Raw genomic sequence first — 26,034 nt, forward strand, 5'->3', positions numbered from 1 at the left:
TCACGACAGATGAGACATTTTCAGCCTGAAAGCATCACAGATCCGACCAGTAAAGCAGCGTTTGCATTCATACGCCCAAAAACGAAAATGGTTTCCAGCATTGATGCGATTGTGGAGACGTTATGGCAACCCCAGTACCGGCGAAACGTGGAAAAAAACCGCGTGCCGCAACAGCCACCAGCGCCCCGGCAGGTGGGCAAGTTCAATCCCTGACGCGCGGTTTGCGTTTACTCGAACTGATCGCCGAATCTCACGGCAGCGTCGCGCTGACCGAGCTGGCTCAACAGGCCGGCTTACCGAATTCCACCACGCATCGCTTGCTGACCACCATGCAGCAGCAGGGATTTGTGCATCAGGTCGGTGATCTGGGCTTCTGGACCATCGGATCACATGCCTTTGTGGTCGGCAGTAGCTTCCTGCAGAGCCGCAATCTGCTGGCGATTGTCCATCCCATCCTGCGTAAACTGATGGAAGATGCCGGAGAGACGGTGAATCTGGCGGTGCTGGATCTCAGCGATTACCAGGCAGTGATCATCGATCAGGTGCAGTGTACGCAGCTGATGCGGATGTCGGCACCGATTGGCGGTAAGCTGCCGATGCACGCGTCTGGCGCTGGCAAAGCATTTCTCGCCCATCTCAGCGATGAGCAGGTGACCGCGCTGTTGCATCAGAAAGGATTGCACCACTACACGCCGAAAACGTTGATGTCTCCGCACAGCCTCAAAGAGAATCTGGCGCTGATCCGTAAGATGGGCTTTTCGCACGATGATGAAGAGCACGCGCTGGGCCTGCGCTGCGTAGCGGCCCCGATTTATGACGAGCACGGCGAGCCTTTTGCCGCCATCTCGATTTCCGGCCCAATCGCGCGCATGACCGACGACCGCGTGACCGAACTGGGCGCGCTGGTGATCCGCGCCGCCAGGCAAGTCACGCAAACCTATTCTGGCCGCTAAGCGGCCACTGATGCATAGCGCGCGCTGAAACGTTGTCCGGCGCGCCAGGCGATCACTTCTTCGATGTGTCCTTGACGAATGCGCGCTTGCAGCGCGCGCCACCAGCCCGGATCAAACAATTGCGGATGCAACGCCTGCAATAACCTTCCGGTGCCTGGTTCGCTGCACAGCGCATAGCGGAAGGTTTCCGGGAACACATCATCCGGTCCCACGCTGTACCACGGCTCGGCCTGCAGTTCATCCTCTTCGTAACGCGCTGGCGGCACATCGCGGAACTGCAATTCGGTCATGGGGCGAATTTCATCGTAGTCGTAAAACACCACGCGGCCGTGGCGCGTCATGCCGAAGTTTTTGAACAGCATGTCGCCGGGAAAAATGTTGGCTGCCGCCAGCTGGCGAATCGCGTCGCCATATTCACTCACCGCGTGCTGACGCTGTTCCGGCGTGGCCTGCGCCAGCCACAAATTGAGTGGCTCCATGCGACGCTCCAGCCACAGATGTCGAATGATCAGCACATCGTCACGCAGTTCCATCTTCTCCGGAATGTCGCGTTGAAATTCCTCCATCAGCTCTGCCGGGATACGTGCGCGCGGTATCGCGAAGTACTCAAATTCCTGAGTATCAGCCATGCGTCCCACACGGTCGTGTTCTTTGACCATGCGATAGCATTCCCGCACCTGCGCATCAGTGACCTCTTTCTGCGGCGCGAAGCGATCTTTAATCACCTTAAATACGCGATCAAATCCTGGCAGCGTAAACACCAGCATCACCATACCGCGGATGCCGGGCGCGATGGTGAAATCTTCGTCGCTGTGTGCCATATAATCCAGGTATTCGCGGTAGCATTCGGTTTTGCCGTGTTTCTGGCAACCGATGGCCATGTAGCGTTCGGCAAGGGTTTTTCCCGGCAGAATCGGTTGCAGCCAGGCAACCAACGCCGCAGGAACGGGTGCATATACCATAAAGTAGGCGCGGGCGAAGCCAAACACGATGCTGGCGTCGTCGCTGTCGGTTAAGCAGGTGTCGATCCACAAGCGTCCCGCCTCATCACGCTGAATAGGCAGTAAGCAAGGCACCATGCCATCACTCAGCTGCAATCGCGCCACAATCCATGCGGTTTTATTTCGGTAGAACAATTCACCGGCGACATCCAGCGTGGCAGCTGCCAGTTGAGTGGAGCTGAACTGCTCATGCAGATGGCGGACAATCCAGCCAATATCACGGGTGAGGTCCTGCCAGGGTAAGCGCAAAGGAATATCATTGAGCACCTGACGCAGTACCTCATGCCAGTTGTGCTGCGGGCGATACAAGCGTGACAGCGGACGCTGGGCCAGCGGCGTCGGGGCAAAAGGCTGCGACGGAAAGATAAACAGGCGTTCGGGATCCAGATGACTATGGCCTTGCAGACGGCAATAGACGGAATTAAAAAAGCTTTCGGCGATTTCATGGCGCGGATAGCCGGGGAGCAGCGTCTCATAATGGCTTTTTACCCGCAGCCAGAACGCCTCATCCCAGTTCGACACGTCATTGAGGATGCGCAGTTGGTTGGCCACGAGTCCGACATGGTGATCATAAAGATGGATACGCGCTTTCATCGCCTGCTGCACGGCATGCCAGTCGGCCTGCTCGAAGCGCTGCTGGGCGCCTGCAGTAATATCCAGAAAGCGGCCATACTGCGCATCGAAACCTTGCAGAATGGTGTGGGCGATCAGAGATTCTCTTGGTGTCATCGGCAACGCTCCGGCAAAGGGCGCCCGTCCGTGGGCCAGGCGTGATGAAAGTCCGGGATGCGGTTTTTGGTCGTCATCAATGGCGACCCTACGAATGTATCGTGCGATTTTCGTAGGGTACGCATGCAGACTGATCAGAACTGCGCGGCCTCAGTGGAACCGGTCAGTGCAGTGACGGAAGACTGGCCGCCCTGAATCACGTTAGTGATACGGTCAAAATAGCCGGTGCCCACTTCCTGCTGATGTGAGGAGAAGGTGTAACCTTTTTCGCGCGCGGCAAATTCCGGCTGCTGCACTTTCTCAACGTAATGGCGCATACCTTCACCCTGCGCATACGCGTGCGCCAGATCGAACATGTTGAACCACATACTGTGGATACCCGCCAGCGTGATGAACTGGAAGCGGTAGCCCATGTCGCTCAATGCCTGCTGGAAACGGGCGATGGTGCGATCGTCGAGGTTCTTCTTCCAGTTAAACGATGGCGAACAGTTGTAGGCCAGCAATTTGCCCGGATATTGTGCGTGGATCGCATCGGCGAAACGCTGCGCCAGTTCGAGATCCGGCGTCGAGGTTTCGCACCAGAGTACATCTGCGTACGGCGCATACGACAAGCCTCGGCTGATCGCCTGCTCAATACCGGCACGAGTGCGGAAGAACCCTTCCGCAGTGCGTTGCCCGGTGATAAACGGCGCATCGCGCTCGTCACAGTCGGAGGTAATCAAATCAGCCGCATCCGCATCGGTGCGCGCCAGCAATATGGTGGGCACCCCCATGACATCGGCTGCCAGTCGCGCGGCCACCAGTTTTTGAATCGCTTCCTGGGTTGGCACCAACACTTTGCCGCCCATATGGCCACACTTCTTCACCGAGGCCAGCTGATCTTCAAAGTGCACCGCGCCGGCGCCTGCTTGTATCATCGATTTCATCAGCTCGAAGGCGTTGAGCACGCCACCAAAGCCTGCTTCCGCATCCGCCACAATCGGCAGGAAGTAGTTGATAAAGCCCTCATCCTCTGGTGACACACCATTCGCCCACTGAATCTGGTCGGCTCGCTGGAAGCTCTGATTAATACGCTCAACCACATTGGGCACCGAGTTCGCCGGATAGAGCGATTGATCGGGATACATCTGCCCGGCCATATTCGCATCCGCTGCTACCTGCCAGCCGGAGAGATAGATCGCCTCGATTCCCGCTTTGGCCTGCTGTATCGCCTGCCCGCCGGTTAAGGCACCAAGGCTGTTGATATAGCCCTTGGTGGATTCACCGTTGAGCAGCGACCACAGTTTATTGGCCCCCCGCTCCGCCAGCGTACAGGCCGGATTCACCGAACCGCGCAGGTTGATAACATCTTCCGCGCTGTAGGGGCGGGTAATGCCCTGCCAGCGCGCGTCGTTCCAGCTCGATTCCAGTTGTTTGATCTGTTGGTTACGATTCATAGCGTTATCTCCAGGTTCATGGCAGCAGGCGGTAGCCCGGCAGAGTGAGAAAAGAAACCAGTTCGTCATCCGTGGTGATTTGCGCCATCAGTGCGGCGGCATCGGCAAAGCGCCCGCTACGGCAGCGCTCTTCACCCAGCGTTTGTTGCAGCGCTTGCATCTCCTCATCCAGCAAACGTTCAAACAGCTCGGTGGTCACCAGTTGGCCATCGCTGAGGATCTGTTTGTGGTGAATCCACTGCCAGATGGAGGTACGAGCAATTTCTGCCGTGGCGGCATCCTCCATCAATCCATCGATAGGCACGCAGCCGTTACCCCCGATCCACGCCTCAAGGTATTGCAGCGCCACACGAATGTTGGCGCGCATACCCGCTTCAGTACGCAGCCCCCGGCATGGGCGCAACAAGCGTTCGGCGGTGATGGGCGCATCCTGATCGCGACTGACATGCAACTGATTCGGTTGCTCACCCAGCTGGCGATCAAATTCTGCCATCGCGATATCGGCCAGGCCCGGGTGTGCGACCCAGGTGCCGTCATGACCGTTACCGGCTTCACGCGCTTTGTCTTCCTGTACTTTCTGCATCACCCACGCATTACGTTCGGCGTCTTTACTGGGGATTAGCGCGGACATGCCACCCATCGCTAAGGCGCCGCGGCGGTGGCAGGTTTTGATCAGCAGCCGTGAATAGGCATCGAGGAAAGGCTGATCCATGCTGATTTGCTGACGATCCGGCAGAATGCGATCGCCGTGCTGTGCCAGGGTTTTGATGTAACTGAAGATGTAATCCCAACGGCCGCAGTTCAGGCCGACCACGTGATCGCGCAGTTCCCACAGGATCTCGTCCATCTGGAAGACTGCCGGCAGCGTTTCGATCAACACCGTGGCTTTGATGGTGCCGCGCGGCAGATCAAAACGATCTTCGCTAAAGCGGAAGATCTCACGCCACCACGCCACTTCAGACGCATGCTCGGTTTTTGGCAGATAGAACCAGGGCGCGTGCCCCTTCTCCAGCAGCGCATCAACGTTGTGGAACAGATAGAGCGCAAAATCAAACAGTCCGCCAGGAATGGCACGATCGCGCCACTCAACATGCTTTTCATTCAGATGCAGTCCACGTACACGGCACATCAGCAGAGCAGGATCGGATTTCAACTGGTAGATCTTGCCCGCTTCACTGGTGAAGCTCAGCGTGTCCTTAACCGCATCGCGCAGTGTCAGCTGGCCATCCATCAATTTCTGCCAGGTCGGTGCCAGTGAATCCTCAAAATCGGCCATGAAGACATTGACGTTAGCATTCAGCGCGTTGATCACCATTTTGCGATCCGGCGGACCGGTGATCTCAACGCGACGATCGCGCAGCAGTTGGGGAATTGGACGTACCTGCCAGTCACGGTTACGAATGGAAGCTGTTTCCGAATCAAAATCCGGTAAGGCCCCCTGATCGTAACGTTGCTGGCGCTGCTGACGTGCCTTTAACAGGCGCTCACGTTCCGGTGCAAAACGTGCAACCAGTGTATGCAGGAAGTCGATGGCTTCCGGTGTGAGCAGCTGCTTTTCCGCTTGGGTAAAGGGCTGAGTGAAAGTCAGCGTATTGTGGATAACCGAATCTGTCATGCGGGCTGCTCCTGTTTTGATCCGTCCCCCACTTACGGGGATCCGGGTGTAGGGTGATTTTTAACCGGCAAGATCAGAGCATAATGATTTTTATTTTGTTTTCAAAAACTATTTCCATTTTTGTTGCTTAACTGATTTATCTTTCTGATTTAAATGTAATTTAAACTCTCGAATTAAAGGCAATGGATTCCACCACTTTGCGCAAGGCAAAAAAAATGCCGCGACAGCACGAGGCTGTCACGGCACATTTAATGAGAAAAGCGAGCTTTGCTTTAGTCGAGTGTGGGGTTCATATGACGCAGATCGAACGGCGTGATCTGGTAAACGTAATAGTTTAACCAGTTTGAGAACAACAGATTACCGTGGCTGCGCCAGGTGGCACGCGGTGGCAGTTCAGGGTTGTCCTGCGGGAAGTAGTTAAACGGTACTTCCGGGTGCAGCCCGGCATCATAATCTCGATGATATTCACCGGACAGCGTCAGCGCATCGTATTCAGGATGGCCAGTAACAAATGCCAGGCGCTTGTCTTTGCTCGCCATCAGGTAAGCCCCGGTAGCGTCAGATTCGGCAAACAACTCGAGATCGGTATAGTCGCGAATTAACTGGCTCGGGAAATCAGCATAACGCGAATGAGGCGCAAGGAAATTGTCGTCAAATCCACGGGTTAACAAGGCATGTGGATGCAGGATTTGATGTTCATATACACCCGAAAGTTTGTTCTGCCGCGTCTGCTTAGGAATACCATAGAGAATGTTCAGGGCTGCTTGCACCGCCCAACAGACAAACAGCGTGGATGTGACGTGTTCTTTCGCCCAGTGCAGCACACGCTGAATCTGCGGCCAGTATGCCACGTCATTGAAATCTACCAATCCCAGCGGGGCACCCGTAACGATCAGACCATCGAAATTATCGTGCTCAATATCTTCGAAGTTGCAGTAGAAGTTATTGAGATGCTCGCTCGGCGTATTGCGTGACTCACGACTGTCGATGCGCAGTAGCTGTATGTCAATCTGCAGTGGCGAGTTAGAGAGTAAGCGTAAGAACTGATTTTCCGTTTCGATCTTTTTTGGCATCAGGTTGAGGATCAGTACTTTTAGCGGACGAATCTCCTGAACACTGGCGCGCGATGAGGCCATGACAAACACGTTCTCATTACGCAAAAAATTCACTGCCGGTAATTCGTCGGGGATTCTGATTGGCATAACTGACTGACCTCTTACTGATAACCGTATAAACGTTTAGACATCCAGATGCCCGAGGTTAGCCTGGCATCCGCTGAATGTCGAGTCTTCATGCGGATTATGAAAATGTTTCAGTTTAAAGCGGGATTCATACCGGTAAATTGGCCATTTAAGTCGCGTTTTGACCGTGCTGACGCTTGGATTTATGCCTATTTTGCATATAGGCGTGATTCTGATAATGGTTTTTTATTGCTGAAATGTGGATCTAATTCAACAGATAATGATCGCTGTTTGGAGTCAACACTATAGCGATTGAGTTCAGGAGTGGCAGCCGTTCAGTGGATACAAAATAGAATCAAATTACTGCTGATTTATCAGGATTAACTCAAGGTTTTGAGGTTAACCTGTAACCAAAATCGCGCTATGGCGGCATGGTGTCAAAGGTGAAGTGGCTGATTTACTGGATGAATATGTGATTGCGCTGGCCAGCGATGAGAAATTAACAAACGGCTACTTTATTCCTGATATTAATCAGCCGGTTAGCGTGGCTGATTTTATTGAAAACTGGCTGATAAAGGGCCGGTAAGCGGGGGGGTTTTTGCGGGACTGGCTGAATTTCAGACGTAAAATCTCCTGACTACAGACGTAAAATCTCCTGGCTACAGACGTAAGAAAAACATGGACTATCCCCTGGCTACAGACGTAAAAAAACCCTGAACTTGCGTTCAGGGTTTCTTCACTTAATTGATGCCTGGCAGTTCCCTACTCTCGCATGGGGAGACCCCACACTACCATCGGCGCTACGGCGTTTCACTTCTGAGTTCGGCATGGGGTCAGGTGGGACCACCGCGCTAAAGCCGCCAGGCAAATTCTGTTATTCACGCCGTGACAAAAGTCACCACGCGAACCAATCCGTTCGAACAAAGCTGAAAATCTGTTGCGTCTCTCAAAAACGCCTCTGGCGTTGTAAGGTTAAGCCTCACGGGTCATTAGTACCGGTTAGCTCAATGCATCGCTGCACTTACACATCCGGCCTATCAACGTCGTCGTCTTCAACGTCCCTTCAGGACTCTCTGGGAGTCAGGGAGAACTCATCTCGGGGCAAGTTTCGTGCTTAGATGCTTTCAGCACTTATCTTTTCCGCACTTAGCTACCGGGCAATGCCATTGGCATGACAACCCGAACACCAGTGGTGCGTTCACTCCGGTCCTCTCGTACTAGGAGCAACCCCCCTCAATTCTCCAGCGCCCACGGCAGATAGGGACCGAACTGTCTCACGACGTTCTAAACCCAGCTCGCGTACCACTTTAAACGGCGAACAGCCGTACCCTTGGGACCTACTTCAGCCCCAGGATGTGATGAGCCGACATCGAGGTGCCAAACACCGCCGTCGATATGAACTCTTGGGCGGTATCAGCCTGTTATCCCCGGAGTACCTTTTATCCGTTGAGCGATGGCCCTTCCATTCAGAACCACCGGATCACTATGACCTGCTTTCGCACCTGCTCGAGCCGTCACTCTCGCAGTCAAGCTGGCTTATGCCATTGCACTAACCTCCTGATGTCCGACCAGGATTAGCCAACCTTCGTGCTCCTCCGTTACTCTTTGGGAGGAGACCGCCCCAGTCAAACTACCCACCAGACACTGTCCGCAGCCCGGATCACGGGCCTACGTTAGAACATCAAACATTAAAGGGTGGTATTTCAAGGTTGGCTCCACGCAGACTGGCGTCCACGCTTCAAAGCCTCCCACCTATCCTACACATCAAGGCTCAATGTTCAGTGTCAAGCTATAGTAAAGGTTCACGGGGTCTTTCCGTCTTGCCGCGGGTACACTGCATCTTCACAGCGATTTCAATTTCACTGAGTCTCGGGTGGAGACAGCCTGGCCATCATTACGCCATTCGTGCAGGTCGGAACTTACCCGACAAGGAATTTCGCTACCTTAGGACCGTTATAGTTACGGCCGCCGTTTACCGGGGCTTCGATCAAGAGCTTCTCCTTGCGGATAACCCCATCAATTAACCTTCCGGCACCGGGCAGGCGTCACACCGTATACGTCCACTTTCGTGTTTGCACAGTGCTGTGTTTTTAATAAACAGTTGCAGCCAGCTGGTATCTTCGACTGGCTTCAGCTCGGGGAGCAAGTCCCTTCACCTACGCGCCAGCGTGCCTTCTCCCGAAGTTACGGCACCATTTTGCCTAGTTCCTTCACCCGAGTTCTCTCAAGCGCCTTGGTATTCTCTACCTGACCACCTGTGTCGGTTTGGGGTACGATTTCGTGTTACCTGGAGCTTAGAGGCTTTTCCTGGAAGCAGGGCATCAGTTACTTCACCACCGTAGTGACTCGTCATCACACCTCAGCGTTAAAAAGAGTCCGGATTTACCTAAACTCTCCGCCTACATGCTTAAACCGGGACAACCGTCGCCCGGATAACCTAGCCTTCTCCGTCCCCCCTTCGCAGTAACACCAAGTGCAGGAATATTAACCTGCTTCCCATCGACTACGCTTTTCAGCCTCGCCTTAGGGGTCGACTCACCCTGCTCCGATTAACGTTGAACAGGAACCCTTGGTCTTCCGGCGAGCGGGCTTTTCACCCGCTTTATCGTTACTTATGTCAGCATTCGCACTTCTGATACCTCCAGCAAACCTCACAGTTCACCTTCAACGGCTTACAGAACGCTCCCCTACCCAACAACACATAGTGTCGCTGCCGCAGCTTCGGTGCATGGTTTAGCCCCGTTACATCTTCCGCGCAGGCCGACTCGACCAGTGAGCTATTACGCTTTCTTTAAATGATGGCTGCTTCTAAGCCAACATCCTGGCTGTCTGTGCCTTCCCACATCGTTTCCCACTTAACCATGGCTTTGGGACCTTAGCTGGCGGTCTGGGTTGTTTCCCTCTTCACGACGGACGTTAGCACCCGCCGTGTGTCTCCCGTGATAACATTCTCCGGTATTCGCAGTTTGCATCGGGTTGGTAAGCCGGGATGGCCCCCTAGCCGAAACAGTGCTCTACCCCCGGAGATGAGTTCACGAGGCGCTACCTAAATAGCTTTCGGGGAGAACCAGCTATCTCCCGGTTTGATTGGCCTTTCACCCCCAGCCACAAGTCATCCGCTAATTTTTCAACATTAGTCGGTTCGGTCCTCCAGTTAGTGTTACCCAACCTTCAACCTGCCCATGGCTAGATCACCGGGTTTCGGGTCTATACCCTGCAACTTAACGCCCAGTTAAGACTCGGTTTCCCTGCGGCTCCCCTATACGGTTAACCTTGCTACAGAATATAAGTCGCTGACCCATTATACAAAAGGTACGCAGTCACCTGACAAATCAGGCTCCCACTGCTTGTACGTACACGGTTTCAGGTTCTGTTTCACTCCCCTCGCCGGGGTTCTTTTCGCCTTTCCCTCACGGTACTGGTTCACTATCGGTCAGTCAGGAGTATTTAGCCTTGGAGGATGGTCCCCCCATATTCAGACAGGATACCACGTGTCCCGCCCTACTCTTCGAACTCACAGTATGTGCATTTTTGTGTACGGGAGTATCACCCTGTACCCTGCGACTTTCCAGACGCTTCCACTAATGCACAAACTGATTCAGGTTCTGGGCTGTTCCCCGTTCGCTCGCCGCTACTGGGGGAATCTCGGTTGATTTCTTTTCCTCTGGGTACTTAGATGTTTCAGTTCCCCAGGTTCGCCTCGCAACACTATGTATTCATGTTGCGATGATGCACAGAGTGCACCGGGTTTCCCCATTCGGACATCGTCGGCTGTAGCGGTTCATATCACCTTACCGACGCTTTACGCAGATTAGCACGTCCTTCATCGCCTCTGACTGCCAGGGCATCCACCGTGTACGCTTAGTCGCTTAACCTCACAACCCACAGGCGTTTTGCAACGCATGCAGACTGCAAGCATTTGAGAGACTCGAACACATCGTTTATTCATTCTTATTACGGAGAATGAACGCGACGTGTCGTTTCAATTTTCAGCTTGTTCCGGATTGTTAAAGAGCAAATATCTCAAACGCAGCTCGTAAGCTGGTTTTGAGATACTGTGGAGACACCTTTCACCTGTCACCAAGCAAGTGGCGTCCCCTAGGGGATTCGAACCCCTGTTGCCGCCGTGAAAGGGCGGAGTCCTAACCGCTAGACGAAGGGGACACGATAGTGTCACGACTTCGCAGCCGTCTTGCTCATTACTTTTCTATCAGACAATCTGTGTGAGCACTGCGCGGGAAGGTATCTTCAGGTAAGGAGGTGATCCAACCGCAGGTTCCCCTACGGTTACCTTGTTACGACTTCACCCCAGTCATGAATCACAAAGTGGTAAGCGCCCTCCCGAAGGTTAAGCTACCTACTTCTTTTGCAACCCACTCCCATGGTGTGACGGGCGGTGTGTACAAGGCCCGGGAACGTATTCACCGTAGCATTCTGATCTACGATTACTAGCGATTCCGACTTCATGGAGTCGAGTTGCAGACTCCAATCCGGACTACGACGCACTTTATGAGGTCCGCTTGCTCTCGCGAGGTCGCTTCTCTTTGTATGCGCCATTGTAGCACGTGTGTAGCCCTACTCGTAAGGGCCATGATGACTTGACGTCATCCCCACCTTCCTCCAGTTTATCACTGGCAGTCTCCTTTGAGTTCCCGGCCGGACCGCTGGCAACAAAGGATAAGGGTTGCGCTCGTTGCGGGACTTAACCCAACATTTCACAACACGAGCTGACGACAGCCATGCAGCACCTGTCTCAGCGTTCCCGAAGGCACTAAGGTATCTCTACCGAATTCGCTGGATGTCAAGAGTAGGTAAGGTTCTTCGCGTTGCATCGAATTAAACCACATGCTCCACCGCTTGTGCGGGCCCCCGTCAATTCATTTGAGTTTTAACCTTGCGGCCGTACTCCCCAGGCGGTCGACTTAACGCGTTAGCTCCGGAAGCCACGCCTCAAGGGCACAACCTCCAAGTCGACATCGTTTACGGCGTGGACTACCAGGGTATCTAATCCTGTTTGCTCCCCACGCTTTCGCACCTGAGCGTCAGTCTTTGTCCAGGGGGCCGCCTTCGCCACCGGTATTCCTCCAGATCTCTACGCATTTCACCGCTACACCTGGAATTCTACCCCCCTCTACAAGACTCTAGCCTGCCAGTTTCGAATGCAGTTCCCAGGTTAAGCCCGGGGATTTCACATCCGACTTGACAGACCGCCTGCGTGCGCTTTACGCCCAGTAATTCCGATTAACGCTTGCACCCTCCGTATTACCGCGGCTGCTGGCACGGAGTTAGCCGGTGCTTCTTCTGCGGGTAACGTCAATCGCCAAGGTTATTAACCTTAACGCCTTCCTCCCCGCTGAAAGTACTTTACAACCCGAAGGCCTTCTTCATACACGCGGCATGGCTGCATCAGGCTTGCGCCCATTGTGCAATATTCCCCACTGCTGCCTCCCGTAGGAGTCTGGACCGTGTCTCAGTTCCAGTGTGGCTGGTCATCCTCTCAGACCAGCTAGGGATCGTCGCCTAGGTGGGCCATTACCCCACCTACTAGCTAATCCCATCTGGGCACATCCGATGGTGTGAGGCCCGAAGGTCCCCCACTTTGGTCCGAAGACGTTATGCGGTATTAGCTACCGTTTCCAGTAGTTATCCCCCTCCATCGGGCAGTTTCCCAGACATTACTCACCCGTCCGCCACTCGTCACCCAAGAGCAAGCTCTCTGTGCTACCGTTCGACTTGCATGTGTTAGGCCTGCCGCCAGCGTTCAATCTGAGCCATGATCAAACTCTTCAATTTAAAGTTTGATTTGCTGCAACAAGTGCAGCGATGCTCATCTGTAAAACGTCATAATGAATTTCATTATGTGTTCACTCGTGAGACTTGATATTTTTTACGTCCGGAGACGCTGATATCAATCCTGCGAGTGCCCACACAGATTGTCTGATAAATTGTTAAAGAGCAGTGCAATCAGCGCGTTAGCTTGCTGTTGCGAGGTGGCGTATATTACGCTTTCCTCCTTCAGAGTCAAACGTTTTTTTCAGCGTTTTTTCTCTTGCGGAAGTTCTTATCGAAGCTTCCTGTCAACACCGCACTTCGTAAACCGTTGTGCCGTCTCGATGGATGCGCATTATAGGGAGTTGTTCGCAGCGCGCAACCGCTAAATTCAACAAAAACAACTGTTCGCTGCATTCCACAGCAAAACCCCGCCTTATACCCACTTACACACAGTGTTATCCACATTCATCCGGACAGATGAATTTAGGCGAGCATCGCGCAAACGTTTTCGCTACAATGCCCGGCGACGTCAAGGATGCCCCTTTTGGGGCGTTACATGAAGCAAGCGCTCTCTTCTATATAGAAAGAAACGCTAAGCTTGATGTAACGCTCTTATTTATGCGAAACAAAGCCAAGGGATAAAACCACCATGCAACAACGTCGTCCAGTACGCCGCGCTCTGCTCAGTGTTTCTGATAAAGCCGGTATCCTCGAATTTGCTCAGGCACTCTCCAGTCGTGGTGTTGAGCTGCTCTCCACAGGTGGTACTGCACGCCTGCTGGCAGATGCGGGCCTGCCCGTCACCGAAGTCTCTGACTACACCGGTTTCCCGGAAATGATGGATGGACGCGTCAAAACGCTGCACCCGAAAGTGCATGGCGGTATTCTGGGCCGTCGCGGCACCGATGATGCGATCATGGCCGAGCACGCGATCAACCCTATCGATATGGTGGTGGTAAACCTTTATCCCTTCGCGCAAACCGTTGCCAAACCCGATTGCTCACTGGCAGACGCGGTAGAGAATATCGATATCGGTGGCCCAACCATGGTGCGCTCCGCTGCGAAGAACCACAAAGATGTGGCGATCGTGGTGAAGAGCAGCGACTACGAGGCCATCATCGCCGAGCTGGACGCCAATGAAAACTCCCTGACGCTGGATACCCGTTTCGATCTGGCGATCAAAGCCTTCGAACACACCGCAGCCTACGACAGCATGATTGCCAACTACTTTGGCAGCCTGGTGCCGGCTTATCATAGCGACAGCAAAGAACCCGCCGGCCGCTTCCCACGTACGCTGAACCTCAACTTCATCAAGAAGCAGGATATGCGTTACGGCGAGAACAGCCATCAGGACGCTGCCTTCTATATAGAAGAGAATGTGGCAGAAGCTTCTGTTGCGACTGCACAGCAGGTCCAGGGCAAAGCGCTCTCTTACAACAACATCGCCGATACCGATGCCGCGCTTGAGTGTGTGAAAGAGTTTGATGATGCGGCTTGCGTGATCGTTAAGCATGCCAACCCGTGTGGTGTGGCCGTGGGCGGTTCGATTCTTGACGCCTATGAGCGTGCTTACAAAACCGACCCAACTTCTGCTTTTGGCGGCATCATCGCTTTCAACCGCGAATTGGATGAAGCCACTGCCCAGGCGATCATCAGCCGTCAGTTTGTCGAAGTGATCATTGCCCCTTCAGCCAGCGAAGCGGCTCTTAAAGTCACCGCAGCAAAACAGAACGTTCGCGTGCTGGTTTGTGGCCAGTGGCAGGGCCGTGTTGCCGCACTGGACTTCAAGCGTGTTAATGGCGGCCTGCTGGTTCAGGATCGCGATCTCGGTATGGTGGATGCCAGTCAGCTGCGTGTCGTGACTCAGCGCCAACCAAGCGAGCAGGAACTGCGTGATGCGCTGTTCTGCTGGAAAGTGGCCAAGTTCGTGAAGTCCAACGCCATTGTCTACGCACGTGACAATATGACTATCGGCATAGGCGCTGGACAGATGAGCCGCGTTTATTCTGCCAAAATTGCCGGTATTAAAGCAGGCGACGAAGGTTTAGAAGTTAAAGGTTCAGCCATGGCGTCTGATGCTTTCTTCCCATTCCGCGATGGTATCGACGCAGCGGCAGCTGTGGGTATCAGCTGTGTGATTCAACCCGGTGGTTCTATCCGTGATGATGAAGTGATTGCCGCCGCTGATGAGCACGGTATTGCGATGATCTTCACCGACATGCGTCACTTCCGCCATTAATAGTCTGGAGCTTTAATAGATGAAAATTTTAGTGATTGGTAATGGCGGACGTGAACACGCGCTGGCATGGAAAGCAGCACAGTCTCCTTTAGCTGAGACCGTGTTTGTGGCACCGGGTAACGCCGGTACCGCACTGGAGCCCGCGTTGCAAAACGTGGCGATCAGCGCCACTGATGTGCCTGCCCTGCTGGCTTTTGCTCAAAAAGAAAATATCGGCCTGACTATCGTCGGCCCGGAAGCCCCGCTGGTGATGGGTGTGGTTGATGCGTTCCGCGCTGCTGGTCTGAAGATTTTTGGCCCAACGCAGGCGGCTGCACAGCTGGAAGGATCAAAAGCCTTCACCAAAGATTTCCTGGCACGTCAGCAGATCCCTACCGCTGAATACCAGAACTTTACGGAAGTTGAGCCAGCGCTGGCTTACCTGCGTGAGAAAGGCGCACCGATCGTGATTAAAGCGGATGGTCTGGCAGCTGGTAAAGGCGTTATCGTCGCGATGGAACTGGCTGAAGCGGAAGCTGCAGTGCAGGACATGCTGGCAGGCAATGCTTTCGGCGATGCAGGCCATCGTATCGTCATTGAAGAGTTCCTCGACGGCGAAGAAGCCAGCTTTATCGTGATGGTGGATGGCGACAACGTGTTACCCATGGCCACCAGCCAGGATCATAAACGTGTAGGCGATGGTGATTCCGGCCCGAATACCGGAGGCATGGGCGCTTACTCGCCTGCCCCGGTTGTCACCGATGAGATCCACCAGCGTGTGATGGACCAGATCATCTGGCCAACCGTTAACGGCATGAAAGCGGAAGGCAACACCTATACCGGCTTCCTATATGCCGGCCTGATGATCGATAAAGCCGGTCAGCCGAAAGTGATCGAGTTCAACTGCCGCTTTGGCGATCCAGAAACCCAGCCGATCATGTTGCGCCTGCAGTCAGATTTGGTTGAACTGTGCCTGGCCGCAGTGGATGGCAAGCTGGATCAGCAAACTTCGCAGTGGGATCCACGTCCATCGCTGGGTGTCGTGCTGGCAGCTGGCGGCTATCCCGCGGATTACAATACCGGTGATCAAATTCACGGTCTGCCACTGGAAGAAGTGCCGGACGGTAAAGTGTTCCACGCGGGCACCACGATGAAAGATGATGTGGTGGTCACCAACGGTGGACGCGTGCTGTGCGTCACTGCACTGGGCGAAGATGTGGCTGCCGCGCAGAAGAATGCCTATGCGCTGGCGAAACATATTTCCTGGGAAGGCAGTTTCTGCCGTAAAGATATTGGTTACCGCGCAATTAATCGCAAGTAATCATCAAGGGGCGCGCTCAGCGCCCCTTGGTTTTTCCCCACTCAGAAATCACTCTCTTTCGGCTGCCAGCTGCACTCATCCTCTGGCGTCGCCCGCAACAACTGCACGCCTTCAGGTGCCTCCAACCATGACACCATCAACGGCTGTGGCTGGTTTTGCTGCTGCTGAGATAGCGTGGCAATGATTCCGTTATCAAAGGGTGCATTCACCACCTTGCCATCACAGTCGCGCACCTGCGTAGCGCCCAGCCAATGCCCCTGCTTCAGCAATACACGTCCACTCAGCAACGCATTACTTTGCTCCAGCATGCGTTGCGCGTCGAAACGATAGAGTTCAACCGTATCACCACTTACCGCTTCACGACGGCCGGCCAGCTGACGCTGCATAAAATTAAGATTGCCCAGATGGTCAAAACGCAACGTCACGTCATCGGGTTGCTCACCCGCCACAATGCGCTCAACGCTGATCAGCTTGTTCTGTTGCCAGTTGTAGTCAGTGGTTTCCATGGCATCGCCATTGAAAGGGGTATAAACAGTGCGAAGATGAACAGCCTGATGGTCACTGTTCTTGCGCCAGATGCGCACAGTGCCACGATCGGCCAGATAGCCGCTTGCCGTAAAGGCAGGGAGATCAGAGGTGGAACTACAGCCCGCGAGCAGCGCACCGAGTAACAGGGCGCAGACGCGCTGAGTAATCGTGTTCAGCATGACAGGCCCCAATAACAAAAAGGGGCGTGTCGCCCCTCTTTTAAAGCTTAAACCGCGATGCGGAAAACTTACTTAACAGCGTCTTTCAGAGCTTTACCAGAGACGAACGCTGGCACGTTAGCTGCCGCGATTTTGATCTCTTTACCAGTCTGTGGGTTGCGACCGGTACGCTCAGCGCGGTGGTTCACTTTAAAAGTACCAAAACCAACCAGTTGTACAGCATCACCTTCTTTCAGAGACTCAGTGATCGCAGCCAGGGTAGATTCCAGCGCAGCTTTAGCCTGGGTTTTTGACAGGTCAGCTTTCTCTGCGATCACATCAATCAGTTGAGTCTTGTTCATAAGTTATCCTTAAAGTGTATTTATCGCTTGCTAAGCAACGAGTGCGAGGGAAAAGCCATATTCTGGCACTCTTCAACCTGCACGCAAAGATAGCCACAATTTTCAGCCCCCCAAATGTAGACCAGACAGGGGGCTGATGTGAAGCCTCCAGGCGCGGTAATTCAGGCCTGAAGTCACGTTTTATCGCCTTATTGCTGAAAAAGTATACCGATGTTACTGATTCCCGCTTCGCGCAGGTCAGAACGTAACCCCTTAATCAGCTCAAGGTCGCGCTCTTCGCAGTCTGCCAGCAGGCGGAAAATCTCCCACTGCAGATCCCATTCATCAATCACCGCCTGATTTTCGCGCAGCTCTTCATCGGTCATTTCACGACCGGCTTGCGTCATTTCCAGAATAGCAACGGTGGTAATCGACGTACGGCTGACTTCGATTGCGTGTTCCAGGGTTTCACCGCTGAGCTGTGCATGCACAACTTCGCTCAGAGCAACACAGGCATCGATTGCTGGGTGGACACCATAAATATCAAAATCATCGCCATTCGGAATCGCTGATTCCAGCTTCTCCAGTTGGCTATCGAAGTTAATTTTGGCGTCTTTGACCGTCAGGCTCTCCCAGACAAGGTCAAGGATGCGACGATAGAGTTGCGGATCGGCGAATTCAGTCTGCTGACAGAAGGCCCAATAATTGGGGAACATCCGCTCGCACAGACAGGCCATAAAGGTCATATGCTGCCAGCTTTCCAGCTTCGCCAGACGCAAATGGACGGGGTTCTGTAACATCAAACTTACTCTCAATAGGTTAGCTGGCGGCAGTGTACCGCAAAAGCCGCGCGCAAACAGCGTTAACGCGCATTTTGCCAACGTAGAAACGCAGGACGGCCCGAAGCAACCGCATCGGCCCAGCGTGTAGGCTCGGGCAAACGATAGCCCGCGGTACATCTCTCCACCCAATTCAGTGCGCTGTCCATACTGACACGATGCCCGGTTGAGACGAACAGAGGGTTGCAGCGCGCTTTACTGCGCCACACCCAACCAATTTGTTCGCCTTTATCCATCAGTGGTTGGCGGCTTCCCGGTTCAGCATCCAATTCGGTAAAACGCCCGCAGAGCCGTTTTTTCGCCACGCCAATGGTTGGAACATCCACCAGCGAGCCAAAATGCGCAGCCACGCCGAGGCGACGGGGATGGGCAATACCATGACCATCAACGAATAAAAGATCGGGTTGGTGTGTGAGCTGCTGCCAGGCTGCAAGCAGTGCGGGGACTTCGCGAAACGATAAGAAACCCGGGATGTAAGGCATGGTGGTCGCGATGCGCGCTATACGGTGCTCCACGAGTTGCAATGAGGGATATTCTAATACCACCAGTGCCGCACGCGTGACATCACCTTCCTGTTCAAAACCGACGTCCGCACCGGCGATAAAACGAGGCGGCAGGATGTCAAAATCATCCTGCCGCACCACATTAGCAGCGCGTTGTAACTGTTCAGCACGCAGCGCGGCTAAATCCATGCTTAGCCCTGATGATAAGGGCGAGACAGGCGATGTACGGCTTCGACGAAAGCACCGGCGTGCTCTGGCGGCACATCCTGATGAATGCCATGACCGAGGTTGAAGACGTGCCCTTCACCCGCGCCAAAGCCTTCAAGGATAGTGGCCACCTCCTGCTCGATACGTGCCGGAGGCGCATACAGCATGGAAGGATCCATGTTGCCCTGCAACGCAACTTTATCACCCACGCGACGACGCGCATCGGCAATATCGGTGCTCCAGTCCAGACCCAGTGCATCACATCCGGTCGCTGCGATAGCTTCCAACCACTGACCACCCCCTTTGGTGAACAGCGTAATCGGCACACGGCGACCTTCGTTCTCGTGTAGCACGCTATCGACGATTTTGTGCATATAGTAGAGTGAAAACTCACGGTAATCGCGGCCTGTCAGCACGCCGCCCCAGGTATCGAAGACCATAATCGACTGTGCACCAGCTTTGATCTGGGCGTTCAGGTAATGGATGACACTGTCAGCCAGCTTATCCAGCAGCTTATGCAGGGTTTGCGGCTCGGCATACATCATCTTTTTAATTTTGGTGAACGCTTTGCTGCTGCCGCCTTCAACCATGTAGGTTGCCAACGTCCATGGGCTGCCAGAGAAACCGATCAAAGGCACTTCGCCTTTCAGGTTATGGCGAATGGTACGCACCGCATTCATCACATAACCCAGCTCATCTTCTGGATCCGGAATCGGCAGTTTGTCTACATCTGCACGGCAGGTAATAGGATTTGAGAAGCGCGGACCTTCGCCTGTTTCGAAATAGAGCCCCAAGCCCATCGCATCAGGAATGGTCAGGATATCGCTGAAGAGGATCGCTGCATCCAGCGCATAGCGACGCAGCGGCTGCAACGTGACTTCACACGCCAGCTCGGCATTCTTACACAGCGACATAAAATCACCGGCTTCAGCACGCGTGGCTTTGTACTCCGGCAAATAACGCCCGGCTTGTCGCATCATCCATACAGGGGTGACATCCACCGGCTGACGTAACAGGGCACGCAGATAACGATCGTTCTTCAGTTCACTCATAATGGGCTCTCTCATGCTAAGGCCGCCAGTGTAGCATTTTCACGGCGCGCTGGCGCGACACAGGGCAACGGTATCTTCAATCAACCGTCGTGCCACCGTGCCCGGTGGCGGTAACAAGGGCAGATCGTCATAGCGATACCAGCCGGCATCCAGCAACTCTTTGCCATCATGCTGCAAGTCTCCGCCTTCGTACTCGGCCATAAACGCCATCATTAGCGAATGCGGGAACGGCCAAGGCTGCGAGGTGACGTAACGGACATTTTTAACCCGGACGTTGCTCTCTTCCATCACTTCACGCGCGACGGCCTGCTCCAGCGTCTCCCCGACCTCAACAAAGCCAGCTAATACTGTGTAAATGCTGTTGCGATGACGCGCATGGTTGGCCAGCAGAATCTCCTCCCCCCGGCGAATCGCTACGATGATGCACGGTGCAATTTGCGGGTAATATCGCTCACGGCAATGGTGACACAGGCAGGCAAATTCGCGTTTACTGAGGTGCATTTCGTGGCCGCAGTAGCCACACCAGCGGTGTGAGCGGTAGAATTCGGCGAGTTGAACTCCGCGCCCAACCATCTGGAAAAGCCCAACATCTTCGTCGATAAGCTGGCGAACAGATCCCATATTGTCAGGTCGTGATTCACGTATCAGCCAGACATTCTCCGCCTGCCATTCACCAATCAAAATCGCGGTTTTTCCTGTCAGGCCAAAATCGCCGGATAAGCCATGCGGCAGTTCACCTTGCGGTAGCCAAAGTTTTTGTTCATGGCTGACAATCCACCAGCCAGCGTCTACGCTTGAGATCTCACGTTGCATCTTATTCGTTGTCCTTAGCGTCAAATGGCACGCTGAAATCCTGATGTTAAGTGTGGAATGGATAACTATAACTCACCCGGAGCCCCATATGCTTACCCAGTTAGATGACCTGGCCAGGCGTGTAAGTGGCGATAATGAACTCGTTGATGCGTGGCTGCGCGCGCGCCGACAGTTGCTTGTCAGCTATTACGCATTAATTGGCATCAAGCCACACAAAGAGGCGCTCAGTGCTCTGGATGAACAGGCGCTGGATGCGTTTTGCCACGGCCTGGTTGATTACCTCTCAACCGGTCATTTCAGTATTTATGAACGCATTATCAGTGAGATGGAGGGCGATAGCCCGCTCATTGCGGCCGCCCAACTCTATCCCGCTCTGGAAGCGAATACCGATCGCATGATGCAACTGTATGACAGCCATCTGCAGCAGGCCATCAACGACGATAACTGCGTAGAATTCCAGAAGGCATTATCCGAAGTGGGTGAAGTACTGGAGTCGCGCTTCACGCTGGAAGATAAGCTGGTGCAACTCGCCTGGGATAACCAGCTGGCACGCCCACCGGTCGCCAACGAAAGCAGCATGGCTCGCCCCGCTTAACCTCGGGCCCATGTAAAAAACTTGTTATTCCGAAAAAGCCCTCTTATGCTGAATGGGCTTTTTTGTTGAGACCTATTCACGTTTTTATGCGTCTCTTTAAAGAAATCTAGAGTCAAATTTTGCGATATAAGTGTAGCGTGCGCAGCCAGTCCACGCTCGGACAGCGCGCAGGGGCCGGAGCGTACACGTAGTACGTGACGGACACGAGCACTGCCCAGGCGTGAAATGGCAAGCAAAGTAGCTTATATCGTAAAATTCAACCTTGTCGGAGTGCCCTAAGGGGCTGAGACCGTTTATTCGGGATCCGCGGAACCTGATCAGGTTAGTACCTGCGAAGGGAACAAGAGTAGACATTCACAGAGCGATGCGTGTTGGCGCCCGGCATCGTCCCTGTTACTCCTTCCGAACTCTGGACAAGCAACTTCCCCTTAATTCAGGAAATTTGCTATGTCTGTTGCTAAAACTTCTCGTCGTGAACAACGTGCACAAGCGCAGGAATTTATCGATTCGCTGCAGGGCACGGCTTTCCCCCAATCCAAACGTATCTGGATCACCGGCAGCCGAGCGGATATCCGTGTGCCGATGCGCGAAATCCAGCTCAGCCCAACACACATTGGCGGTACAAAAGAGAATCCGCAGTATGAGCACAACGAGCCGGTGCCGGTATATGACACGGCGGGTGCTTATGGCGATCCCGCGGCCACCATTGATGTGCATCGGGGATTAAGCCGATTACGTGAAAACTGGATCGCCGAACGCGATGACAGTGAGGCTATCCACCAACTGAGTTCGCAATACACCCAGCAACGCTTAGCCGATGAAGGGCTGGATCACCTGCGCTTCGAGCAGTTACCGCAGCCGCGCCGTGCTAAAGCTGGCCGCTGCGTCACGCAACTGCATTACGCACGTCAGGGCATGATTACACCCGAGATGGAATTTATTGCGGTGCGAGAAAACATGGGCCGCGAACGTATTCGTGGTGAAGTGCTACTGCAACAGCACCCGGGCCACAGTTTCGGTGCCAATCTGCCGGAAAATATCACCGCCGAATTTGTGCGCCAGGAAGTTGCCAGCGGTCGCGCTATCATACCCTCCAATATTAATCACCCCGAATCCGAGCCGATGATCATTGGCCGTAACTTTCTGGTGAAGGTGAACGCCAATATAGGCAACTCAGCGGTGAGTTCATCGATTGAAGAGGAAGTGGAGAAACTGGTGTGGTCAACACGCTGGGGCGCGGATACCGTGATGGACCTCTCCACAGGACGCTATATCCATGAAACGCGCGAGTGGATTTTGCGAAACAGCCCGGTGCCGATTGGCACTGTGCCCATTTATCAGGCACTGGAGAAAGTGAACGGCGTGGCGGAGGATCTTAACTGGGAGATCTTCCGCGATACTCTGCTCGAACAAGCAGAACAGGGGGTGGATTACTTCACTATTCACGCCGGTGTGCTGCTGCGCTATGTGCCGATGACGGCTAAACGTCTGACCGGTATTGTCTCGCGTGGTGGTTCGATCATGGCGAAGTGGTGCCTGTCACATTATCAGGAAAGCTTCCTCTATCTGCACTTCCGTGAAATCTGCGAGATCTGCGCGGCTTATGATGTCGCGCTGTCACTCGGCGATGGTCTGCGCCCAGGATCGATTCAGGACGCCAACGATGAAGCCCAGTTTGCCGAATTGCACACGCTAGGTGAGCTGACAAAAATTGCCTGGGAATACGATGTGCAGGTGATGATTGAAGGTCCAGGCCATGTGCCCATGCAGATGATCCGCCGCAACATGACCGAACAGTTAGAGCACTGTCACGAAGCGCCGTTTTACACGCTTGGCCCACTGACCACCGATATCGCCCCCGGGTACGATCACTTTACCTCCGGCATTGGTGCCGCGATGATTGGTTGGTTTGGCTGCGCCATGCTGTGTTACGTCACACCGAAAGAGCACCTCGGTTTGCCCAATAAAGAAGATGTGAAGCAGGGGCTGATTACCTACAAGATCGCCGCGCATGCTGCCGATCTGGCCAAAGGCCATCCCGGCGCACAGATCCGCGATAACGCCATGTCGAAAGCACGTTTTGAATTCCGCTGGGAGGATCAGTTCAATCTGGCGCTCGATCCGCATACGGCACGCGCTTATCACGATGAGACATTGCCGCAGGAATCGGGCAAAGTGGCTCACTTCTGCTCAATGTGCGGTCCAAAATTCTGTTCGATGAAAATTACCCAGGAAGTGCGCGAATATGCTGCTCGCCAGCAGGCTGAAGCCCAGCCAATTGAAATTGGCATGGCGCAGATGTCGGATGCCTTCCGCAGTCGTGGTGGCGAACTTTATCACGCCGCCGATGCCCTTAAAGAGGAAAAAGTATGACCGATGCCTTTCCAGCCACGGCCCCGAAACTGGGGCTGTACCCTGTTGTTGATAGCGTAGAGTGGATTGCACGCTTACTGGAGGCTGGCGTTCGCACCATCCAGTTGCGCATCAAAGATTGCCAGGATCATGAAGTAGAAGACGCCGTGCGCGAGGCAATTGCGCTGGGCAAGCAGTACCGTGCACGCCTGTTTATCAACGATTACTGGCGATTGGCAATTAAATACAACGCCTATGGCGTGCATCTTGGTCAGGAAGATTTAGACGTGGCCAATCTGGACGCTATCCGCCAGGCAGGTTTGCGTCTGGGGTTATCGACTCATGATGATGCCGAGTTGGACCGCGCGCTGGCGCTGCGTCCTTCCTACATTGCACTGGGACACATTTACCCTACGCAAACCAAAGATATGCCTTCAGAACCGCAGGGCGTCATGGAACTGAAACGCCACATGGCACGGTTGCAGGATATACCGACTGTGGCGATTGGCGGTATATCCCTAGCGCGCGTACCTGAAGTTTTGGCCACTGGCGTAGGAAGCGTTGCCGTGGTGAGCGCCATTACCCAGGCGGAAGACTGGCGCCAGGCGACACAGGAGCTGCTGGCACTGGTTGAAGCTGGAACCCAGCCCGCAGAAGCGCTGTAACGTTCTGCAATCAGGGTAAATTGGCTGGAATCTCACGCGCAGTCCGCTTCCTGCGTGCTAGCGTGTTTTTCCGGTCAGGATAAAGTGTGCCTGCCCGCTGTCGCTGGCAGTGGGCCAGGGCTGGTCTACCCCTCTCTCCAGCCCTGCCTTTCCACTTTAATCCGTCAGGGATGAAGCGTGTTCCGTTTCGATATGACAGGCGTGCATGGCCTGCTCCACCGCAGCGCCAAGTTGGGCGATGGCCTGTTCAGTATGCTCATTAATGGGCAAACCATAATTCAGACGTAAGCAGTTGCGATATTTTCCCGAGGCAGAAAACAGCGATCCGACTGCAACCTGAATGTTCAACGTGCGCAGTTCGGTGTTAAGCCGAACGGCATCAAACGCTTCTGGTAGCTCGATCCACATCAGGAAACTGCCCTGCGGACGTGAAACACAGATACCGCAGGGGAAGTAGTGACGCACCCAGCAACTAAAGGTCTCGTAGTTGCGCTGATAAACCTGACGCATCCGGCGTAGATGTGGCCCGTAGTGGCCAAGACGAATAAATTCGGCCACTGCATGTTGCGGCTGTGTGGCCGTTGAGCCGGTGCCGATATATTTCATATGCAAAACGCGATCGCGATAACGCCCTGGCGCCACCCATCCCACACGCAAACCGGGTGCCAGCGTTTTGGAGAATGAGCTACACAGCAACACCCGGCCATCCATGTCCAAAGATTTGATGGTAATGGGGCGTGGGTACTCCCATGCCAACTCACCATAGACATCGTCTTCGATGATTGCTGCATCAAAACGCTGAGCCAGTGCCAGCAGCGCACGCTTGCGCGCTTCAGGCATGATAAATCCCAGCGGATTATTGCAGTTTGGCACCACCACCACGGCTTTTATAGGCCACTGCTCGAATGCCAGCTCCAGGGCTTCGAGGCTAATGCCCGTCACCGAATCGGTAGGGATTTCAATGGCACGGATACCAAGCCCGCGCAGGGTCTGCATCGTGCCATGGAAAGTCGGAGATTCAACGGCGATGATATCACCCGGCTCACACACCGCGCGGATCGACACGGACAGCGCTTCATGGCAGCCCGTGGTGATCACAATATCCTCTGCGGTAAGCTGACAACCGCTATCGATAGTTAAGCGTGCGACCTGCTCACGCAAGGCCGCAACGCCTAACAGACTGTCATAATTGAGCTGGTCAAGATCCTGCTTCTGCGCCATTCGGCTCTGAATTTTCCATAATGGCTTTAAGGTCGGCTGGGTAAGGTCGGGCATGCCGCTACCTAATTGCAGCACGTTACCGCTGTTGCGGCTGCTTAATAACTCCAGCACCGATTCCCACTGGGTGATCTCGACAGGGCGTTGTACCGGGCGGGTTAACGCAGGAACAGGAGGCGTAGCTTTGCGCGTCGCAACGAAATAGCCAGAGCGCGGCTGCGGCACAATAAGCTGTTTCTCTTCTAGCAGGTGATACGCCTGCTGTACGGTACTGATGCTCACACCATGCTCAATACTCAAGGTGCGTACTGAGGGTAAGCGTTCACCACTACGATAGAGGCCCTGCTCAATTCTGTCAGAAAGCAGACAGGCCAAATGTTGATACCGCGTCATCGTATGCTACCCCTCATCGGTTAACCGCCAAAACCAGTACAGATTGTTATCCTTTCTACCATTCAGATCCGTCTCCGCGCAATCTGTATGTTAATAATAAGTGATTTTTGAATCTGTATTGAAATGCACAAGAACTGGACAATA

The 26,034-nt window shown here is 54.0% G+C and carries 18 protein-coding genes, 1 tRNA gene, 3 rRNA genes and 1 riboswitch; of the genes, 7 read left to right on the forward strand and 15 right to left on the reverse strand.

Annotation, left to right across the window (positions count from 1 at the left end; translation table 11 throughout):
• Positions 1-122 precede the first annotated feature (122 nt).
• Positions 123-953: a glyoxylate bypass operon transcriptional repressor IclR gene (gene iclR, locus LH22_RS01015; protein WP_038643723.1), complete on the forward strand. Its 831-nt coding sequence runs from the start codon at positions 123-125 to the stop codon at positions 951-953.
• Here iclR and aceK read toward each other — a convergent pair.
• The 4 genes from aceK to metA all read right to left on the reverse strand — a co-directional run bounded on the left by aceK (position 950) and on the right by metA (position 6,936).
• Positions 950-2,683, reverse strand: coding sequence for a bifunctional isocitrate dehydrogenase kinase/phosphatase (aceK, locus tag LH22_RS01020; RefSeq protein WP_038643725.1), 1,734 nt, complete (start codon positions 2,681-2,683; stop codon positions 950-952). The two genes, iclR and aceK, sit on opposite strands and share 4 nt — an antisense overlap.
• Before the next feature lie 134 nt (positions 2,684-2,817).
• Positions 2,818-4,119, reverse strand: coding sequence for an isocitrate lyase (gene aceA / locus LH22_RS01025; RefSeq protein ID WP_038643727.1), 1,302 nt, complete (start codon positions 4,117-4,119; stop codon positions 2,818-2,820).
• 16 nt (positions 4,120-4,135) lie between these two features.
• Complete coding sequence (gene aceB / locus LH22_RS01030) at positions 4,136-5,734, reverse strand: malate synthase A (protein WP_038643728.1); 1,599 nt, start codon at positions 5,732-5,734, stop codon at positions 4,136-4,138.
• Positions 5,735-6,006: 272 nt separating this feature from the next.
• The gene (metA, locus tag LH22_RS01035; protein WP_034827128.1) at positions 6,007-6,936 is read right to left on the reverse strand and encodes a homoserine O-acetyltransferase MetA; all 930 of its coding nucleotides are present in this window, start codon (positions 6,934-6,936) and stop codon (positions 6,007-6,009) included.
• Positions 6,937-7,363: 427 nt separating this feature from the next.
• On the opposite strand from metA, the gene LH22_RS20495 reads away from it, so the two are divergent.
• A complete protein-coding gene (locus LH22_RS20495; RefSeq protein ID WP_156102771.1) occupies positions 7,364-7,501 on the forward strand; it encodes a hypothetical protein in 138 nt (45 codons plus the stop codon).
• Between the two features lie 163 nt (positions 7,502-7,664).
• Here the strand turns inward: LH22_RS20495 and rrf are convergent.
• The 4 genes from rrf to LH22_RS01055 all read right to left on the reverse strand — a co-directional run bounded on the left by rrf (position 7,665) and on the right by LH22_RS01055 (position 12,708).
• Positions 7,665-7,780, reverse strand: a 5S ribosomal RNA gene (gene rrf / locus LH22_RS01040).
• Positions 7,781-7,883: 103 nt separating this feature from the next.
• Positions 7,884-10,790 (reverse strand): 23S ribosomal RNA (locus LH22_RS01045).
• Between the two features lie 214 nt (positions 10,791-11,004).
• Positions 11,005-11,079, reverse strand: a tRNA-Glu gene (locus LH22_RS01050).
• An 89-nt stretch (positions 11,080-11,168) separates the two neighbouring features.
• A 16S ribosomal RNA gene (locus tag LH22_RS01055) occupies positions 11,169-12,708 on the reverse strand.
• Together the 16S, 23S and 5S rRNA genes with 1 tRNA gene alongside form the textbook arrangement of a ribosomal RNA operon.
• A 628-nt stretch (positions 12,709-13,336) precedes the next feature.
• Between LH22_RS01055 and purH the strand changes: the two genes are divergently transcribed.
• Together purH and purD are read left to right on the forward strand one after the other, a co-directional pair.
• The gene (gene purH / locus LH22_RS01060; RefSeq protein WP_038643730.1) at positions 13,337-14,926 is read left to right on the forward strand and encodes a bifunctional phosphoribosylaminoimidazolecarboxamide formyltransferase/IMP cyclohydrolase; all 1,590 of its coding nucleotides are present in this window, start codon (positions 13,337-13,339) and stop codon (positions 14,924-14,926) included.
• A gap of 19 nt (positions 14,927-14,945) precedes the next feature.
• Positions 14,946-16,226, forward strand: coding sequence for a phosphoribosylamine--glycine ligase (gene purD, locus LH22_RS01065; RefSeq protein ID WP_038643732.1), 1,281 nt, complete (start codon positions 14,946-14,948; stop codon positions 16,224-16,226).
• A 41-nt stretch (positions 16,227-16,267) separates the two neighbouring features.
• Here the strand turns inward: purD and LH22_RS01070 are convergent, their stop codons facing one another.
• The 6 genes from LH22_RS01070 to nudC form a co-directional block, all read right to left on the reverse strand.
• The gene (locus LH22_RS01070; RefSeq protein ID WP_038643734.1) at positions 16,268-16,933 is read right to left on the reverse strand and encodes a DUF1481 domain-containing protein; all 666 of its coding nucleotides are present in this window, start codon (positions 16,931-16,933) and stop codon (positions 16,268-16,270) included.
• A gap of 68 nt (positions 16,934-17,001) precedes the next feature.
• Entirely contained in the window at positions 17,002-17,274 is a 273-nt protein-coding gene (gene hupA / locus LH22_RS01075; protein ID WP_006121511.1) for a nucleoid-associated protein HU-alpha, read from the reverse strand.
• A 188-nt stretch (positions 17,275-17,462) separates the two neighbouring features.
• Positions 17,463-18,053: a YjaG family protein gene (locus tag LH22_RS01080; protein ID WP_034828920.1), complete on the reverse strand. Its 591-nt coding sequence runs from the start codon at positions 18,051-18,053 to the stop codon at positions 17,463-17,465.
• Between the two features lie 62 nt (positions 18,054-18,115).
• Positions 18,116-18,784 carry a deoxyribonuclease V gene (gene nfi / locus LH22_RS01085; protein WP_038643739.1) on the reverse strand — a complete coding sequence of 223 codons (669 nt, stop codon included), beginning with the start codon at positions 18,782-18,784 and terminating at the stop codon, positions 18,116-18,118.
• A gap of 2 nt (positions 18,785-18,786) precedes the next feature.
• Positions 18,787-19,854, reverse strand: coding sequence for a uroporphyrinogen decarboxylase (hemE, locus tag LH22_RS01090; RefSeq protein WP_034828917.1), 1,068 nt, complete (start codon positions 19,852-19,854; stop codon positions 18,787-18,789).
• A gap of 39 nt (positions 19,855-19,893) precedes the next feature.
• Positions 19,894-20,667 carry an NAD(+) diphosphatase gene (gene nudC / locus LH22_RS01095; RefSeq protein ID WP_038643741.1) on the reverse strand — a complete coding sequence of 258 codons (774 nt, stop codon included), beginning with the start codon at positions 20,665-20,667 and terminating at the stop codon, positions 19,894-19,896.
• A gap of 88 nt (positions 20,668-20,755) precedes the next feature.
• On the opposite strand from nudC, the gene LH22_RS01100 reads away from it, so the two are divergent.
• The 3 genes from LH22_RS01100 (at position 20,756) to thiE (ending at position 24,279) form a co-directional block, all read left to right on the forward strand.
• Positions 20,756-21,262 carry an Rsd/AlgQ family anti-sigma factor gene (locus LH22_RS01100; RefSeq protein WP_038643743.1) on the forward strand — a complete coding sequence of 169 codons (507 nt, stop codon included), beginning with the start codon at positions 20,756-20,758 and terminating at the stop codon, positions 21,260-21,262.
• A gap of 256 nt (positions 21,263-21,518) precedes the next feature.
• Positions 21,519-21,619: riboswitch (TPP riboswitch) on the forward strand.
• 90 nt (positions 21,620-21,709) lie between these two features.
• Complete coding sequence (gene thiC / locus LH22_RS01105; protein ID WP_038643745.1) at positions 21,710-23,635, forward strand: phosphomethylpyrimidine synthase ThiC; 1,926 nt, start codon at positions 21,710-21,712, stop codon at positions 23,633-23,635.
• Positions 23,632-24,279 carry a thiamine phosphate synthase gene (gene thiE, locus LH22_RS01110; RefSeq protein WP_038643747.1) on the forward strand — a complete coding sequence of 216 codons (648 nt, stop codon included), beginning with the start codon at positions 23,632-23,634 and terminating at the stop codon, positions 24,277-24,279. The genes thiC and thiE overlap by 4 nt, the downstream gene beginning before the upstream one ends.
• Positions 24,280-24,435: 156 nt before the next feature.
• On the opposite strand, the gene LH22_RS01115 is transcribed toward thiE, so the two are convergent.
• Positions 24,436-25,890, reverse strand: coding sequence for a PLP-dependent aminotransferase family protein (locus LH22_RS01115; RefSeq protein ID WP_038643749.1), 1,455 nt, complete (start codon positions 25,888-25,890; stop codon positions 24,436-24,438).
• Positions 25,891-26,034 lie beyond the last annotated feature (144 nt).

The organism is Pantoea rwandensis (assembly GCF_000759475.1).
GTDB classification, from domain to species: Bacteria; Pseudomonadota; Gammaproteobacteria; order Enterobacterales; family Enterobacteriaceae; genus Pantoea; species Pantoea rwandensis_B.

What these genes read in the sequence shown, in the direction of transcription:
- nudC (WP_038643741.1), bottom strand. Translation starts at nt 20,667, where the DNA reads ATGCAACGTGAGATCTCAAGCGTAGACGCTGGCTGGTGGATTGTCAGC.
- LH22_RS01080 (WP_034828920.1), bottom strand. Translation starts at nt 18,053, where the DNA reads ATGTTACAGAACCCCGTCCATTTGCGTCTGGCGAAGCTGGAAAGCTGG.
- purD (WP_038643732.1), top strand. Translation starts at nt 14,946, where the DNA reads ATGAAAATTTTAGTGATTGGTAATGGCGGACGTGAACACGCGCTGGCA.
- thiC (WP_038643745.1), top strand. Translation starts at nt 21,710, where the DNA reads ATGTCTGTTGCTAAAACTTCTCGTCGTGAACAACGTGCACAAGCGCAG.
- thiE (WP_038643747.1), top strand. Translation starts at nt 23,632, where the DNA reads ATGACCGATGCCTTTCCAGCCACGGCCCCGAAACTGGGGCTGTACCCT.
- hemE (WP_034828917.1), bottom strand. Translation starts at nt 19,854, where the DNA reads ATGAGTGAACTGAAGAACGATCGTTATCTGCGTGCCCTGTTACGTCAG.
- aceA (WP_038643727.1), bottom strand. Translation starts at nt 4,119, where the DNA reads ATGAATCGTAACCAACAGATCAAACAACTGGAATCGAGCTGGAACGAC.
- aceK (WP_038643725.1), bottom strand. Translation starts at nt 2,683, where the DNA reads ATGACACCAAGAGAATCTCTGATCGCCCACACCATTCTGCAAGGTTTC.
- nfi (WP_038643739.1), bottom strand. Translation starts at nt 18,784, where the DNA reads ATGGATTTAGCCGCGCTGCGTGCTGAACAGTTACAACGCGCTGCTAAT.
- iclR (WP_038643723.1), top strand. Translation starts at nt 123, where the DNA reads ATGGCAACCCCAGTACCGGCGAAACGTGGAAAAAAACCGCGTGCCGCA.
- aceB (WP_038643728.1), bottom strand. Translation starts at nt 5,734, where the DNA reads ATGACAGATTCGGTTATCCACAATACGCTGACTTTCACTCAGCCCTTT.
- LH22_RS01070 (WP_038643734.1), bottom strand. Translation starts at nt 16,933, where the DNA reads ATGCTGAACACGATTACTCAGCGCGTCTGCGCCCTGTTACTCGGTGCG.
- metA (WP_034827128.1), bottom strand. Translation starts at nt 6,936, where the DNA reads ATGCCAATCAGAATCCCCGACGAATTACCGGCAGTGAATTTTTTGCGT.
- purH (WP_038643730.1), top strand. Translation starts at nt 13,337, where the DNA reads ATGCAACAACGTCGTCCAGTACGCCGCGCTCTGCTCAGTGTTTCTGAT.
- LH22_RS01100 (WP_038643743.1), top strand. Translation starts at nt 20,756, where the DNA reads ATGCTTACCCAGTTAGATGACCTGGCCAGGCGTGTAAGTGGCGATAAT.
- LH22_RS01115 (WP_038643749.1), bottom strand. Translation starts at nt 25,890, where the DNA reads ATGACGCGGTATCAACATTTGGCCTGTCTGCTTTCTGACAGAATTGAG.
- hupA (WP_006121511.1), bottom strand. Translation starts at nt 17,274, where the DNA reads ATGAACAAGACTCAACTGATTGATGTGATCGCAGAGAAAGCTGACCTG.